The 14,911-nt window shown below is 59.6% G+C and carries 15 protein-coding genes and 1 pseudogene; 1 reads left to right on the top strand and 15 read right to left on the bottom strand.

All coding sequences use genetic code 11. The features are described 5' to 3' along the window. From AKG12_RS30935 to AKG12_RS28000, 12 genes and pseudogenes are all read right to left on the bottom strand, one after another. Positions 1-200, bottom strand: a 200-nt coding sequence (locus AKG12_RS30935) for a hypothetical protein (protein WP_210168244.1), incomplete at its 3' end; no start/stop codon positions are given. Next, on the bottom strand, positions 197-1,345 hold the full coding sequence (locus AKG12_RS28050) for a hypothetical protein (RefSeq protein ID WP_141402099.1): 1,149 nt from the start codon (positions 1,343-1,345) through the stop codon (positions 197-199). The genes AKG12_RS28050 and AKG12_RS30935, both read right to left, overlap by 4 nt. Positions 1,346-1,391: 46 nt before the next feature. Next, positions 1,392-3,398 carry a nitric oxide reductase activation protein NorD gene (locus tag AKG12_RS28045; RefSeq protein ID WP_052821338.1) on the bottom strand — a complete coding sequence of 669 codons (2,007 nt, stop codon included), beginning with the start codon at positions 3,396-3,398 and terminating at the stop codon, positions 1,392-1,394. Beyond that, a complete protein-coding gene (locus AKG12_RS28040) occupies positions 3,395-4,210 on the bottom strand; it encodes a CbbQ/NirQ/NorQ/GpvN family protein (protein ID WP_052821337.1) in 816 nt (271 codons plus the stop codon). Before AKG12_RS28040 ends, AKG12_RS28045 begins: the two co-directional genes overlap by 4 nt. Before the next feature lie 70 nt (positions 4,211-4,280). Beyond that, complete coding sequence (locus tag AKG12_RS28035; RefSeq protein WP_052821336.1) at positions 4,281-5,975, bottom strand: hypothetical protein; 1,695 nt, start codon at positions 5,973-5,975, stop codon at positions 4,281-4,283. A gap of 103 nt (positions 5,976-6,078) precedes the next feature. After that, a complete protein-coding gene (locus tag AKG12_RS28030; RefSeq protein ID WP_052821335.1) occupies positions 6,079-6,405 on the bottom strand; it encodes a hypothetical protein in 327 nt (108 codons plus the stop codon). Between the two features lie 11 nt (positions 6,406-6,416). Beyond that, positions 6,417-7,940: a tubulin-like doman-containing protein gene (locus AKG12_RS28025; RefSeq protein ID WP_052821334.1), complete on the bottom strand. Its 1,524-nt coding sequence runs from the start codon at positions 7,938-7,940 to the stop codon at positions 6,417-6,419. 59 nt (positions 7,941-7,999) lie between these two features. Beyond that, positions 8,000-8,734, bottom strand: coding sequence for a CbtA family protein (locus tag AKG12_RS28020; RefSeq protein WP_052821333.1), 735 nt, complete (start codon positions 8,732-8,734; stop codon positions 8,000-8,002). 21 nt (positions 8,735-8,755) lie between these two features. Beyond that, a complete protein-coding gene (locus tag AKG12_RS28015) occupies positions 8,756-8,974 on the bottom strand; it encodes a CbtB domain-containing protein (protein ID WP_052821332.1) in 219 nt (72 codons plus the stop codon). 669 nt (positions 8,975-9,643) lie between these two features. After that, complete coding sequence (locus tag AKG12_RS28005) at positions 9,644-10,627, bottom strand: CobW family GTP-binding protein (protein ID WP_052821341.1); 984 nt, start codon at positions 10,625-10,627, stop codon at positions 9,644-9,646. 198 nt (positions 10,628-10,825) lie between these two features. Continuing rightward, positions 10,826-11,701: pseudogene (locus AKG12_RS31455) on the bottom strand (DUF6925 family protein); the annotation flags it as partial. An 8-nt stretch (positions 11,702-11,709) separates the two neighbouring features. Beyond that, on the bottom strand, positions 11,710-12,159 hold the full coding sequence (locus tag AKG12_RS28000) for a hypothetical protein (RefSeq protein WP_052821330.1): 450 nt from the start codon (positions 12,157-12,159) through the stop codon (positions 11,710-11,712). Between AKG12_RS28000 and AKG12_RS27995 the strand changes: the two genes are divergently transcribed. After that, entirely contained in the window at positions 12,158-12,346 is a 189-nt protein-coding gene (locus tag AKG12_RS27995; RefSeq protein ID WP_052821329.1) for a hypothetical protein, read from the top strand. The two genes, AKG12_RS28000 and AKG12_RS27995, sit on opposite strands and share 2 nt — an antisense overlap. A 137-nt stretch (positions 12,347-12,483) precedes the next feature. Here the strand turns inward: AKG12_RS27995 and AKG12_RS27990 are convergent, their stop codons facing one another. The 3 genes from AKG12_RS27990 to AKG12_RS27980 all read right to left on the bottom strand — a co-directional run bounded on the left by AKG12_RS27990 (position 12,484) and on the right by AKG12_RS27980 (position 14,807). After that, a complete protein-coding gene (locus AKG12_RS27990; protein WP_052821328.1) occupies positions 12,484-13,140 on the bottom strand; it encodes an ANTAR domain-containing response regulator in 657 nt (218 codons plus the stop codon). A gap of 13 nt (positions 13,141-13,153) precedes the next feature. Beyond that, on the bottom strand, positions 13,154-14,305 hold the full coding sequence (locus AKG12_RS27985; RefSeq protein WP_263135642.1) for a transporter substrate-binding domain-containing protein: 1,152 nt from the start codon (positions 14,303-14,305) through the stop codon (positions 13,154-13,156). 217 nt (positions 14,306-14,522) lie between these two features. Then, a complete protein-coding gene (locus AKG12_RS27980; RefSeq protein ID WP_052821327.1) occupies positions 14,523-14,807 on the bottom strand; it encodes a hypothetical protein in 285 nt (94 codons plus the stop codon). Between the last annotated feature and the right edge of the window lie 104 nt (positions 14,808-14,911).

Genomic DNA, 14,911 nt, shown 5'->3' with positions numbered 1-14,911 from the left:
CCAATGGTCTTCCTCTCCGCCATCGCTCTCGCTGCAACCGTTATCTTCTGGCTCTGATCAATGAGTCCTGACCCTAGATCGAGCACCTCGTTTACGATCACTCCCACTGGGTCAGGCGGCCCCCCCGGGGAGAACCCGCCGTCCGATTCGAGCGCCCTTACCCTCAGATCAGGTCCGCTAACAACTCGCTTGCCGATCATCCGCTTGAGCGGTCGTACGCCATGAGATCTTTCTTCCCGATACTCGGTAAGATAATGTTTCCGTAAGAGGTCAGTTCATCGAAGAACTCGTTCTTGTAGGCTTGGTAGTCCGAGCTGCCCTGTTTGAGGTAATTCGAAACCAGGACATCCTTGAGTTCGGCTTCCATCACGTCGATGCGCATATCTCGCGCCGCGTAAATATGGACTTCGACACTGTCGGTCTTGAAACCTTCCTTCAAACCCGAGTACTGGGGCACGAACGAAATCCACTGCTGCAGCACGGCATCCCAGATCGACCGTGCCTGTCCAGGAAGTACCTGGACGCCAGGATGGCTGAACTTCGCGATGCCGAACATGTTGAGCTTGCCGCCGCACCGCTTGATCATGCGGATGAGGTGCGAAGCGTTGTCGGACACAGCCCATCGCATGAACGAATCCGCTACGAACCGGTTGGTTACCATCTGCTTGAACGACCGGCGTACCTCTTTCACACCTGTCGTGGTGTAGGCGGTAAGGCGCTGCCAGCTGTGCTCGGTCGGAACGACATAGAACCCGCCCGTAAACGGGTTGTTCTCCGCCGCGCCGCATGTTGCGTCGATCTCGTCCAGCGCTTTCGTTTGATCAATGCTGTCGCTGTATTCTCCGTCACCGCTGTGGCTGAGCTGGCCGACGCCAGCGACCCGAACATTGTCCCCAAGGCCAAGTTTCTTCAGTTCACGAGCGATATTCACCACCATCCCGCTTCCGGTTTTCCCGGCAAGGCTGCAGGCGATGAACACGGTCGAAGGATGCTTGGCTTCTTTCACCTTACTTGCGAACAGTTGAAGGCCGGCTGCAAGCTGCTTTCCGACAGCGCCTGCTTCCGGTGTCGAAAGTACGACGTTCTCGTGAAGGTAACGGTCGGTAGGTATGCCACGCGACGCCATTCGCGGCTTGAACGACCTTGCATAATCGTTAGCGACCTGCATGTGATCGTCACCGACATCGACTATCAGGGAAGCGAACGTCGTTCCTTCGTGCATGAGGTTGTCCTCGATCTCCCCGGTCCGAAGCAAGGCTTCGACGTACACCGCTCCTGTCCGACCTATGCCGATCACGTGGACACAGTGTGGTTCCGGTGCGGCGGTGGGTTTGCTCTCTGTCATTTGTTCCTCCGGTTTCTCGTTGATGTAAGGGTTCACAAGTTGTCGCTCACAGGGCAAGGAGCCGTGTCAGCGTCCTGTTGGTGTGGTTCGCGAATGTCGAGGCGCGTTCGGCGATGAGGAAGTTCCGCTGTCCGAAGATACGACGAGCGTAGTGATCGGCGCGGCGGTCGAGTGTGACGCAGAACGTTCTGACCCGCTTAGACAGGGCGCTGACGACCGCCTCGCGGGCGTCTTCGACCAGATAGTCGTCTTCCGCCACGTCGATATCGGAAGGCTCGCCATCGGTTAGGAGAAGGACGACCTTGTGGTCTGCGGCCTCGGCTTCCAGAAGCGCCGTCGCATGTCTGATCGCCGCGCCCATCCGGGTACTGTGGCGGCTTGCAGATGCGGCCAGCCTGGAACGAGCCTCCTCCCCGAACGGCTCGTCGAAATCCTTGATCCTCCGGTAGTTAACCTCGTGACGGCCGTTCGAGGAAAAACCGTGAATGGCTATGCGGTCGTGTTGGGCCTCCATCGCCTCGGCGATGACGAGTGCAGCCTGTTTTTCGACGTCGATGACCTTGGTAAAGCTGCCGGGCACGAAGCGCTCCGTGGATATCGAAAAATCCATCAACAGAACGACTGACGTGGACCTGCGACGACGACCATGGCGACAGAAGATGCGACCGTCCGGGGATAGTCGAGCCCGTTGTTGAACCACGTTCTCAACGACGACATTGAGGTCGATTTCGTCCCCCTCGGTCAAGCGTGTCAGCCTGATCGCCCTGTCCGGAACCCGTGCGGACGCGGAGAGAATGATTTTCGGTTGTGTAAGCCGTTGAAGCGAAGGCCAAGTCTTCCTACGCGGCAACTCCTCCTCCACGACCGTGGCCCACCCCTCGCGTAGTTCCGAAAGTCGATGATCCCATTCGGGGTAACGGTACCTATGGCGGACGTCGATCCCCTCGACATCCCGTTCCGCCTTCTCCCCGTCCTGGAGGGCGTCGACGATCTCGATTTCCGAATGACGCTCGGCGTCTTCCGGAAGTGCGGTATCCGGTCCCCAGAGGATCGCGTTGTCGTCGCGGTATATCGGTTCCGGTTGACGGTCGGCTGAAGGCTCAAGGCGCATCTTGCCGAGGTTGATCGCAAGCGTGCGCGCCAGGCGGTCGAAAGCATTGACATCGTCAAGTCCTTTCGAGGCGGCTTCTTCGAAAAGCTCGCGTCCCTTGCCGACCCATGGGTTCGTGTCGATGTAGGTGTCGTCGTGCAACGCCCGCGCCAGGCGAGCCGACAAGCCTGCAAAATCGAAACCGGATACCTCGCGGGTCGCGGTGTGAAAGCCCCCCCAGAGCGCCTTCAATCCGGGATAGTCCCGGACCATCAGGCGTTCGACGCGGGCGTCTTCGATGAGCGCAGTCATAGCCACCAGACTGGGTCGACGATTGCCAGCGGGACGTCTCAACGGAGAATAGCGCAGGTGAGCGGCGACGTGCGCGATGTTGGCGCGGCGCAGAAGGGCGCGGTCAGTCGTGTCGCCGTGGAAGCGACGTGGGTAGCGAATGACGCCGTCATCGATCGTTACCGCACGAGTTTGGCGTCCGTCGGTATCCGGCTCATGGAGATCGATAGAGAATTCGGCGAACCCGAACCCGGCGAGATAATGGAGCAGGGCACCGCGTTCCCGCAATAATTCCTCGGTATCGTGCAAAGCCTGCTCATCGGAGTACGCCTGCGGGCTGCCCCATTCGAAATGATGGAGCATGCATTCAATATCGTTCCGATGCTTTTGCAGCCCGTGGACCGCCCATCGGCGCAGGCCGGGGTAGTCTCCGGCCAACGAGGGGTCGTTGCCGATGCGATCAGCGAACGCTCGGGCCGCCTCCGGCTTCTCGCTAGCGATCTGCAACAACAGCCCAGCCAGGTCTGCCAGATCGATCTCGTTTTTGAGATAATCGGATATCAGCGGCATCGCGCGGATCAGCGCGTCATATGCACAGTCATCGATGTCGCGAAGCATCCCGAGCTTTCTCGCCGACACCGGACCCTGAATTGCTTCGAAGTGGGCGTTCATGGGCGTGGACCGAACTGAGCCTCCACGAAGCCGCTCATCGCCGCCTGAAGATCCGGATCGTCCGTTAGCGGCGCGGTCATCGCCAGCGCGCAGGCGTCGTGAGGAGAGATGCCCTCACTGATCAAAGAGCCGGAGTGGACGAGCATCCGGGTACTGATACCTTCGTCCAGTCCCCTGCCCCTTAGGGCCCGCGACTGGGTCGCAACGGAGACCAGTCTCGTGGCTATCTCCGGAGTGACGCCGCTCTCGTGCGCTACCACTTCGACTTCGACCGCCTGCGGCAGGAAATCGAAGTCGATCGCTCCGAAGCGCTGCCGGGTCGATTGCTTCATATCCTTCGCCGCGCTCTGGTACCCCGGATTGTAAGAAACAACCAAGCGGAAGTCCGGGTGGGCTTTCACGACCTCTCCTCGTTTGTCGAGAGGGAGGATACGGCGATCGTCCGTCAGTGGATGAATGACGACGGTCGTATCCTGGCGAGCTTCGACGACCTCGTCCAGATAACATAGGCCGCCATAACGCACGGCCGTGGTCAGAGGGCCGTCATGCCATTGCGTACCTTCGGCATCGAGGAGCCAGCGTCCAACGAGATCGGAAGCCGTCATGTCCTCGTTGCAGGCCATCGTGATAAGCGGCAGCTTGAGACGCCAGGCCATGTGCTCGACGAACCGGGTTTTGCCACAACCTGTCGGGCCCTTGAGGATCATAGGGAGCTTGCGCTTCATCGCGGCGCTGAACAGGGCGACCTCGTTCCCGCTGCTGCGGTAGTACGGTTCGTCTTCGATAATCAACGACTGGAGTTTTTCGTGCATCTGCCCTCGCCCTTCTGGTTCGGAGCCGCGCTCGGGCGCGGCTCCGGGCTTCGGTGTAGGTGAAGTCGGATCAGGCGTGAGCCTTCGCGAGCTTCTTGGCTTCGCCGCCCGGCGTCTTGACGACGGTCTTGGTCATCATGGCGATGGCTTCCTCGCGGATGACCTTGCGGTTCGGCGGGGGCAGCTTGTCGCCGCGGAGCTGGTCGTAGGGAACGACGACCCAGCATGCGCAGCCCCAGATGCATTCCCCGGCCATGCCCTCGAAGCGGATCGCGGGCTCCGAGAGCATCGGTCCGATATCCACGAGCCAGGCATGCTCGTGCAGCTTGGTTTCCCAGTCGAGCTTGTCGTACGCCTTCTGGCTTTCCCAGAATGCATGCAGATCGGTCTTCGCGACGCCGGGCATGATGACGTTGGCGTACGAGGTCAGGACATCGAAGAACTCGTGGTTATAAGTCTGGTAGGTCGAGTCGCCTTCGAGAAGGTAGTTCTTGGACACCAGTTCCTTGATACCCTTTTCGATGTTGTCGAAGCCCATGTCGCGGGATGCGTGGATGTGGACCTCGGCATAGTCCGTCTTGAACCCGTCCCGCAGACCGCTGTACTGCGGAATGAAGTCGATCCACTGGGCGATCGTCGCCTGCCACTTCGAGGCCGCCTCGCCCGGGAGCACCTGAACGCCGGGATGGGTCAGCTTCGCGACATCGAACAGGGTCCAGTTGCGCGACTTCGAGGACAGGGTTTCGTGGGGAGCACCCGTGAAACCCGCCGGGCGAAGGGCGCGGAACAGGACGCGGCCGTAGTCCATGACGGCGAACCGCATGAAGCTGTCCGCGACGAAGCGGTTGGTGACCATTTGGCGGAAGCTTTGGCGGACTTCCTTCTCGCCTGTCGTCGTGTAGGCGGTCAGACGATGCCAGCTGTGTTCCGGATTGACGACGAAGAAGCCGCCCGTGAAGGGGTTGCGGTAAGGCTCGCCCCATACGGCGGTAACGCCGGCGTTCTTGTCGTCGTCGAGCATGCAGTCGATTTCGTTGAGCGCTGTGTACTGGCCCGCCCCGTTGTGGACTTCTTCGCCGTCACCGACGTGAGAGAGCTGTCCGACGCCGATGACCGGAATGCGGCGACCGAACTTGAGGTTCGACAGATGGCGCGCCAGATCGACCACGATGCCGCTGCCGGTGCCGCCCGCGATGCTGAACGGAACGAGGACCATCGAAGGTAGCTGCGCCTGCTCGACCGTGTCCACGAAGCTGCGCAGGGCGACGTCCATCGGACGCTCGCCAGCGTAGTAGGCGTTGGCGTAGATGCCCTTCGCGACCAGGCGCGGGAAGTGGTTTCCGGCTTCGGGCAGAACGTACTTGTGCGAGACGTAGGATTCGAAGTTCGGGTTCCAGTAATAGCGAGGATATTCCAGCTTGAGGAACTCGCGGGTCCGGTTAAGACCTTCGAAAAACTCCTGCTTGTCCGGGACGGGCAGCGCGATCGCCTGGAAATTGAACTTGTCGGCCGAAACGCCGCGGGACTGCAGGCGCTGCTTGAACGAGTTGGCGTAGTCGATCGCGACGTTCATGTCCTGCTCGCCGATATCGACGATCATCACGGCGCAGGTGGCGCGGGAGTCGGAAGCCAGAAGGTCTTCGACTTCGCCCGTCCGGAGCAGCGCTTCGATGTAGGCGGCCCCGGTGCGGCCGATCCCGATCGCGTGGATGCAATGGGGCGACTGGGTCCCCGTCGCGCTGTGGTACATTGATGACGATGCCATGTTATGTATCTCCTCTGGATGTGATTGGTTATGCCGACGCGGTTATCGGAGCCAGGTGGCGTGCCTCTTTCATCCGCGCATGTTGGGTTGCGGTTCGCCACCATCAACAACGGATACTGAACGTCTCCGTCTGATCGAGAATTCCGAGGTCTCGGAGAATATGGGCGACCGAACTCGCTCGCTCGTGCGCCACGTAGATCATGTAGTCTTCGACGAAGAGCCCGGGATCACGGGAGATGACGCCCTCCTCGATCAACGCCACCCCCGCTTCGAGGTTCTTTCGTTGCAGTGTCGCGCTCCAGATCGGGCTCTCGATGTAGATCGCCACGTCGTCGACACGGGTGATGTTCACGAACTTGCCGCCACGGATCGTTGGGACCTGGTATCCGTTTCCGTACTTTGCCTTTACCGTTTTCCAATCGAGTGCCATCTCGTCCTCCGTCACTCGTACCGACCGCGCAGCTGATCGCGGGGTACCGCGATCCACTGGCTTCCGCCGCCGAGACTTGCGCCCGCCATTCCCTCGATCGCGGTCGACGGCTCGCAAAGAAGAATTCCCTGGTCGAGCAACAGCGCGTGTTCCGACTGGCGATGGAGCAGGTCGGCTTCGTCGTAGGCATTCCGCGCGGCTTCGAAAACCGACAGGTCCTTGAGTGCCAGACGCGGCAACAGGTATTGAACGATGCCCGGCGAGCCGCCGTCCGTGGCGCACGTAGGTGCCTCCGGGCTGAAAGCTGCATCGAGCGCTTCCGTCCAGGCTTTGCGTTCGCTTTCGTCGATCGTGCCCGACGCCCTCAATTCGAGGAATTCCGGCTGATAGTCCTCCAGCAACCCGAGGTCTTTCCGCAGGTCCCTGTTCGACGAGCCGTTACCATCCGGCGCGGAACCGATCATGTGTATCCACCTTGAACCCCAGGGCGTTCTCGCGGCCGAATGCTGTGTGGAGGGCGCGGCGACCCAGTTAAGGAGCCTCAGCGCCTCCCAGACGTTCGCTCCGCGGCGTTCGAACAGAAGCTTCGCGAGCCGCTTGCTCACCTCTTCCCGGGCTTCCGACACGCTGACGTTCGCAGGCTGGGGAATGATCATGAAACCCGCGGTGAACGGGTTCTTGAACAGGTCGCCGCACGAGAGCGTGATTCCCGCGTTCTTCGTCTCGTCACAGAGCACGTCCAGCTCGGAGAAGACGGCATGCAGCCGCGTCAGTTTGTCGGGGGTCACCTCGTCGGGATGCGGCGCGATCCCGAGGCCTGTCACGAGAACCCGGCGACCGAACTGGACCGAGGAGAGATGGCGGGCCAGATCCATCGCGATCCCGCTTCCGGTCCCCCCGGCCAGACCGAAAACGATACACACGATCGAGTTGCCGCCTGTCTTTTCGACGCTGGCGACGAACCGTTTCAAGGCCTTCTGCATCGGCCTGTCGGCATCGTAATACGCCTGGCCGTATAGCGCCTTCGAACCTGCCCGGGTCATCGACCCGTCTTCGGCCCGTATCGACTTCCCCGAAGGCAACCACGAGGTTGAACCGGGGTTCGGATGGTACATGGGGTATTCGAGCTTGAGGAAATCCGCGTATTTCCCGACGACCTCCTGCAGCTCCTCCGACGACGCCATGTCGAGCGCAACCGTTTCAACCTGGGTGCGCTCCTCTGGGAACCTGGTCGCAGAAGTACGCACCTTGAGGAGGTCATCGTCGCCGACATCGATCGCGAGGGCGGTGAACCTCGAACCGGGCTTGTCGAGTAGGTTTTCCGGAGCCGTGTTCAGGAATTCCTCGATCACCCGGCAGCCCGCGCCGCCGATGCCGACGAGATGGATGCCGAATGGCATTTCGGAGTGGTCCTGGATCCGGTGGACGCCGCGACGTAGGGCGTCCAGTTTTCTTTGTTGAAGCTTTGCTTCGGTGGTGCCGATAGCAGGAAGCGGCCGACCGCGGTCGATGTCGAGGCCTACGTTCGTGGACATTCTCATTACCTCTCAACATTTGACGCATGAATGGAAACGGTCGACGTACTCACGGACGGTCAGGCCGCGTTGATTCCTCGCCTTGGCCACAGCGCTTCGGACAATAGCCGCAGGATGTCGAATGCAACGCCGAGCAGCGTCCAGAATATCACATGACCAGCGATCGACGCGGTCCTGAAATTGTAGAGGGTTTCAGCGGGAAAGTCTTCGGGAACCTCGTTCACCGCAGGAAGGATCTGCATCATGACCGCTACGATGCCGGCATAGATGCATACGGCTGCAAGCGACGCGTACCACCCGCCGATCTTAGGCCACAGCTTCGTGGCAGCCATGATGGATAGCGTCGCCGACAAGACGGAAGCCGCGACCATCAGGAAGTATAGCTGCGTCCGCGCGCCGATAGTGTCGCCGCTTCCGACTGCTGGCGGGTTAGCCGGATATTTCAGAGCAGGCACGACGATCAGAGCCACCAGTCCGACAATGGCGATCAGCATAGCGGTGCTGCGCGGGCTCAGCACGCCGAGACGTTTGTTCGCGAAGGCATAGGCAATGGCAAACAGTCCGCCGATCGCCACGCCGTAGACGAGGACACCGGTAAGAAGGCCCAGTCCCGCCTGGACGGAACGGCTGACGAGTTCGGGTTCGGCGGCCATCCCGGCCGCCGTACTATGTTGCTCCTCGATCGCGATCGCGTGATCGACCCACGGTTCGCCGTAGGACTTGAAAAAGGCAAAGGCAAAGATGGCGGCGATGACACCAGCCAACATTCCTCTTACGAGCAGTTTTCCGACCATCGCCGTATCTCCTTTGTCAGATCAGTGGCAGGGGAAGCCGAGGAGGTGACGAGCGTCGTGGACGTACTCGTGGACGTAGTTGCTCGAAACGAGCGACATCGCACCTTCCTCGACGCCGACGAAGTAGATCGAGAGAAGCATCATCATCCCTCCGAAGACTGCCCAAGGCAGGACCTGTCCGAGCGGGATCGCGTCGTCGGCGGGGGAGTTGTATACGTTCGGATTGGTAATGGCAGACATCTCATTCTCCTTTTTTCGAGACCAAAAACGAAAAACGCCCCACGCAGGTCGTCTCCGAGGGACGAATGCAGTGAGGCGCTTATTGCCAGAAATGTTGTCAGCTATATTGCTGAAGTGGGAGCCTACATCGCTATTGTGGTTTGTCAAGCGACTATTTCGGCATGTTTTGCGAATATTTTACATAGCCGAATTTGTCATCACTGCGCACAAATACTAGACTTATTGCATAAAGTTTAGACGCAGTTCTGCACCGCGTGATATGAACCGCCTACAGCAACCATATTAACCGTGAATTGTATTTGGATCGATCTGAAGCCTGAGCCTTTCTACATGGCGCCCTCCACCGACGTGTGACCGGAGGATTTCCGAGACATCGTCTTCGGTTTCGAAGCGATACCAGACCCCTTCGGGATAAATCACCATCACCGGACCATGTTCGCAGACGTTCATGCATCCGGCGTGGTTTATCCGGATCCGCCTCATCCCCAAGGTCATCGCGAGGCGACACATGTAATCGCACAGCTGTCGTCCCCGTTTGGCTCCGCACGATCCCCTCCAATGAGTAGCTGGCCGCTCGTTCGTGCAACAGAAGACATGAACCTGGTAGACTGGTTCGCCGGTGTCCACGCTGCTGGCATTCGATCCCGATACGAGGGTCATCGCCGCGCCCTATCCCGCCACACAGCGCGCGAAGCCGTCGGCGAATGCCTCGCGATCGAGGTTTTTCCCGATTACAACGAATTGCGACACGCGTGGCTCGTCGTCGGTCCACGGGCGATCCATGCGCATTGTCGTCAGCATCCGGACACTCTGAAAGACGACCCGCTCCTTGAACCCCCTGGCGTGGAAGATGCCCTTTGTCCGGTAGAGGTCCTGTCCACGCGTCTGGGCGACTTCGTTCAGCCAGAGGGAGAAGCGATTGAGATCGATGGGCCGCGTTTCCTCGAGGATGAAGGACCCGACCGCCGGATCGTGTTCGTGCTCGTGGTCGTCGAGGAAGCCCGGATCGACATCGAGCTTCTGCACGAGGTCGAACGCGCCTACGTTGATTACGTGTCCCAGATCGATCTCGGCGTTCGCCGTGAAATGGATACGTGCGAGCGGGTTGATCCTGCGTACCGTCGCTTCCGCGCTTTTCACCTGTTCCGGCGTGGCGACGTCGATCTTGTTCACCAGCACGACGTCGCTGAACGCCACCTGTTCGACGGCCTCGGGGCTTTGTTTGAGATTTGTCTCCAGATTGACCGCATCGACCATCGTCACGAACGCGTCGAGGCGAATGCGGCTTTTCACGTCGTCGGCGACGAAGAAAGTGGAAGCGACTGGAGCGGGATCGGCAAGCCCGGTCGTCTCGATCAGGATACCCTCGAGTTCGCCCGCGCGTTCCTGAAGCCTTTCGAGCGTCTCGATCAAATCCCCCCTGACTGTGCAGCAGAGACAACCGTTGTTGAACTCGACGAGTTCCGCCTGCTCGTCCCTGATGACCAGCTGGCCGTCGATGCTGATCTCGCCGAACTCGTTCACGATGACGGCGATCTTCTTACCGTGGTTCTCGTGAAGAATCCTGTTCACGAGGGTTGTTTTCCCGGACCCGAGGAAACCCGTAATAACGGTTGCCGGGATGCGGTCGTTGGTTTGAGTTGCGGTTGACATGTGAACCTCTCTGGCTTTGGCGACGCCGGCTATGGCAGTCGCTGCGTCTCGATCAATTTCGTCTTTCATTGTCGTCGGCTGGTTAACCATCTCGCCAGCCGTCGTGCCGCCGCGTGTCTTGGCCAACGGGGCGTCGAACTCGTCTTCCCATCCGTGCGCCGGTCGTCCGCCCCTGAGCCAGCGCCGCTGCCGCAGCGCGATCCGGACGCATTCGATTTCCATCCGGGTCGGTGGGCCGGAATGTTCGAGAAGAGACCCGAATACTTCGTTCGACTTGCCGTCTTCGAGCGCTCGCTCCACGCGTCTCTTGAGTTTTACGAGTTCCGGAACGCCATGTTCGTCTAGGATAACTTGAAACGAGAAATGAGCTGCTCCCCACGCTCCCGGTTCGGCCTGCCGAGGATTGGGAGGAAAGGCATAGCCGACCGGTACCAGGCCCTCTGGAATAGGGAGGGTTCGGGAGTGCGTATCCGTGGTGCCGAAGAGCTGCGAAAGGAAGTGGCGACGTCGACGATCCCCGGTCTCAATCCGCCCGACGGCCGTTTCGAAAATCCAGATGCAATCTTCGATCTCGACGAGGTCGGCATCGAGTACGGAGCCGTGCGAACGATCACGCAAATCCGGCAGAGCACCCTTGTCCGCCCTCAGGCGGATATCCGCGTAGGGACTTCCTGCAACGATGTCGAGGACGGTCCGAGTTCGATGGGCGGCAAAGATCGCGTGACGGTCCAGACAGTCCTCCGCGGGACGCCCCGGCGCGGACATCCGCGCTTGTTCTTCCGGCAGGCATATGGCGATGCCGCAGTTCCAGCCCTCGGGGTCGGAACTCAGTGTTTCGAACGCCACGAGGCGCAGGTGATCGTGCCGCCGTAGCGATATGCTGGAGCTCTCCGTCGCCGCGCTGACGCGGTCGTCTGTAACATCGACAAAAATGCGCGCCTCGCGGGGAAACTGGCCGACCGCGCCGAAAGCGCCCAGACTGAGTTCGAAATTCGGATCGACAACCATCCTCGCCAATAACGGAAAGCCCGACTTGATGATTGCGACGTCCGAGGTGGTTTGAATATGGGCCATCGTCACTCTCAACGCGAAACCCGGCGGCGGACCCGGAACAGTGGCAGTGCGCCGACCAACAGGAGGAGACCGAAAGCCCCTCCTGCGGTCGCAAAGGTTTGCCGGGGTACGAGTACCCGATCCGTGTAGAAGAGATCGGCGCTGCTCTTGCACAGCACGAACGACGGCGAGGCCGCCCGCTCGACGTCGATCGCCTGCCTTATCGCTACCGCCTCGGCGCTGGCCAAGGGCATGCTCTCCATATGATCGAGGAGTGCCAAAGCCGACGCTAGGTAGGCGTGTGAACACGCGTTGAAGTCGCTCTCCTCGTCCGTCAGCGCCCCCGGGATCATACCCCACAGGCAGTAGGTGTACTGGATTTTCGAGAAGTTCATGAGCCGTCGCATCCGCTCGTCCGTCTTCACCTGCCGTTCCGCCAGCGAAATGATGTCAGGGCGGAACTTGGAAAGCAGTTCCATGTCCGAATGCGCGATAGAGGCGATCTCGACCCCTCTCGGCGTCCCTGCTCCGTCCGAAAATCTCATCGAATGCGCGTGCGCGTTCGATGAGATCGACACTGAGGAAAGCGCACATATCGCCAGAGACGTGGCGATCGTGAAAACCGAATTCCGACTGTTCAAAGGCATCGCGATCTCCTCGCATTAAAAACGAAAAACGCCTCACGCAATGCGTCCCCGAAGGACGGATGCAGTGAGGCGCTTATTGCCGAAATTTCAGTCAGCTACGTTGCTGAGCAGAAGCTTACGCTCGAAAGCGTTGTTGTCAACGACGTCGTACCGACCTCAGTTCAGGAGATCGAACGACTCCACGACGGCCTTGGCGATTACGCCGATCGTCACTCTCCGTTCCATCGCCTGACTACGCAGGAAATTGTAGGCGTCGTCCTCGCCGAGACTCTTTGTGCGCATCACGATCGACTTCGCTTTCTCGACCACGCGCATTGTCCTCAGGTTTTCGTCGAGCTTCTCGATCCGTCCCCGCAGACGTTGTTCGTAGAGGAAGTGCTCCCTGGCCATCGCCAACGCTCCGATCGTCGAACGTGCGGTCGGCGGGTAGTGGATCATGCCGTGGGCGGCGCAGTTGTTGATAAGCTTGAGATTGAGCGTGTCCTGGCCGCGATCGACCAGGATCAACGTTGTCGACGGTTCGCCCGGAAGCCATGGAATGCGGCGTGGAAGGTCTTCCATCAGGGTGCAGTAGACGACGTCGTAGTTCTCGGGCAGTTGGACGGGCACGGGCCAGATATGACGAACCGTGCAGCGCAGGCGCTGCAGCTCGCGCATGAGCCGCTCTCCCTCGCTGTCCAGCTCGACGATAAGGGCGACGTTCAGGTTCTGCACGGCCTTGTACTGGTTGTTGGGTGCCGACTGCTCGTTTCGAACCGCTCCCTGAGGCGGAGACGCGAGACGTCGCTCTTGAAGTACTTCTATTCTCGACATTCAACCCCTCCCACTAAACTGCCGCGGCCGCGACGGTGCAACGCCCGCTTCCTATGAGGAAGGGGTCTGCTTTCACTGTCGTCCTCGATTCGAACAGGATATCGAACTGGCCGTTTCGGTTGGCGCGGCCCACCCGCGACCACAGGTCGGCATGCGCCCAGTTCGGATTGATCGACACGGCCCCCTGAGGCGCTTCGAACTCCGATCCCATCACCATCGCCCTTAGAACGGGGGTTTCGAGGGAGTTCGCGCGCTCGAGGGTCTTGGCGAAGACGTTCACCTGGAAATAGGAGGATTCGAGGCACATGTTCGTCGGGGCGTCGTCGCCGTACCGCTTCTGGTAACTCTTGACGAACTCGCTGTTCTGGTTGTTGCCGATACCCTGGAAATACGGAGCGGCGGTCAGATGGCCCTCGCCGACGTCGTGACCCATCGCGGCGATTTCCGCCTCGCATGTCGTGAGACTGGCGATCGGCATTTTCTTGGGATCGAAACCCTTGTCTGAGTACGCCTGATAGAGGAAGACCGTCCCGTCTCCCACGACCGTCGAGAAGATCACGTCGGGTTTTGCGAGCTTGATCTCCTGCATGATCGGCTCGAACTCCAGCCGCGACGCCCCGAGGCGCACGTAACGCTCGCCGACAACGCTTCCTCCGCTCCGCGCCACCATTTCACGCATGATACGGTTGGATTCCCGCGGATAGATGTAGTCGGAACCGATGAAGAAGAACCGGTCGCCATACAGCTTCATAAGCAGACTACAGAGTTGCATGCTGTTCTGGTTGGGGGTCGCACCGGTATAGATCACGTTGGGGGAAAACTCGAACCCCTCGTAAAGCGTCGGATACCACAGCAACCCGTTCAGCCGTTCGACGACCGGAAGCACCGACTTCCGGCTCGCTGACGTGTAGCAGCCGAAAATCGTGCTGACCTCGTCTACCACCATCAGCCGCTTCGCGAGCTGTCCGTAAGAACGCGTGTCCGAGCCCGGATCGTAGATTACGGGCTCGAGCGGACGACCGTTTATGCCGCCGCTGTCGTTGATCTGGTCTATAGCCAGCAATGTTCCCCGGAGCTGCGTTTCCTCAATAACGGACATGAAACCCGTTCGGGAAAACAGCACTCCAACACGCCATGGCTCCGAAGTATCGGTCGGTTTAATCAATGCAGTTGCTCCCGGTTTGAAGCATTCCCCAGTGCGGCTTTTCGCCTGCTAATTGCACCACGAACGAACTTTTCATAACTCCAAAAACACAAAAACCTCCAGCTTCCCTCGTGATCAAGGATGCATGGAGGCCATCTTGCCATCATATTTTGGCACGGCTACGCTGCCGTGATTTCACAAATCCGTCATGAAGAATACGCCTAATAAACGCCGTCCGTCAATAGCGCCTCTTGATTGGCATTTCCAGACCGACCATCTTCCCCGCACGGGGCATTACGCGTGGATAAAAATTGTTGACGTAACCGTTAGCCGCGTCCACTTTACCGCCAGGCAAATGACATGAATTGCAATTCATCGCGGCGCCGACATTTTCTGGCAAAACCATGCAGTCTCCAAGCAGGCGTTTGCTGTAAAATATCTCACCGGCATTGTGCTGAGCAAGGATCACCTGGACTCGGGGAAACATATAGTATCTGACCTCTTGGCTTTCGGTGGCCAACACAGCAGAGCTCTGCTGTTCTGGAAGGCCCTAGGGTCAGGACCCATTGATTTGAATTGACGGCTATGATTCAGACGGGCGGATAGGAGCCCGACTGATGAGTAATT

Origin of the sequence: Agrobacterium sp. SUL3, assembly GCF_001263295.1 — a bacterium.
Lineage (GTDB): Bacteria > Pseudomonadota > Alphaproteobacteria > Rhizobiales > Rhizobiaceae > Agrobacterium > Agrobacterium tomkonis.
The sequence above is the reverse complement of the archived record's forward strand: the minus strand, read 5'-3'. Positions and strand labels throughout refer to the sequence as shown.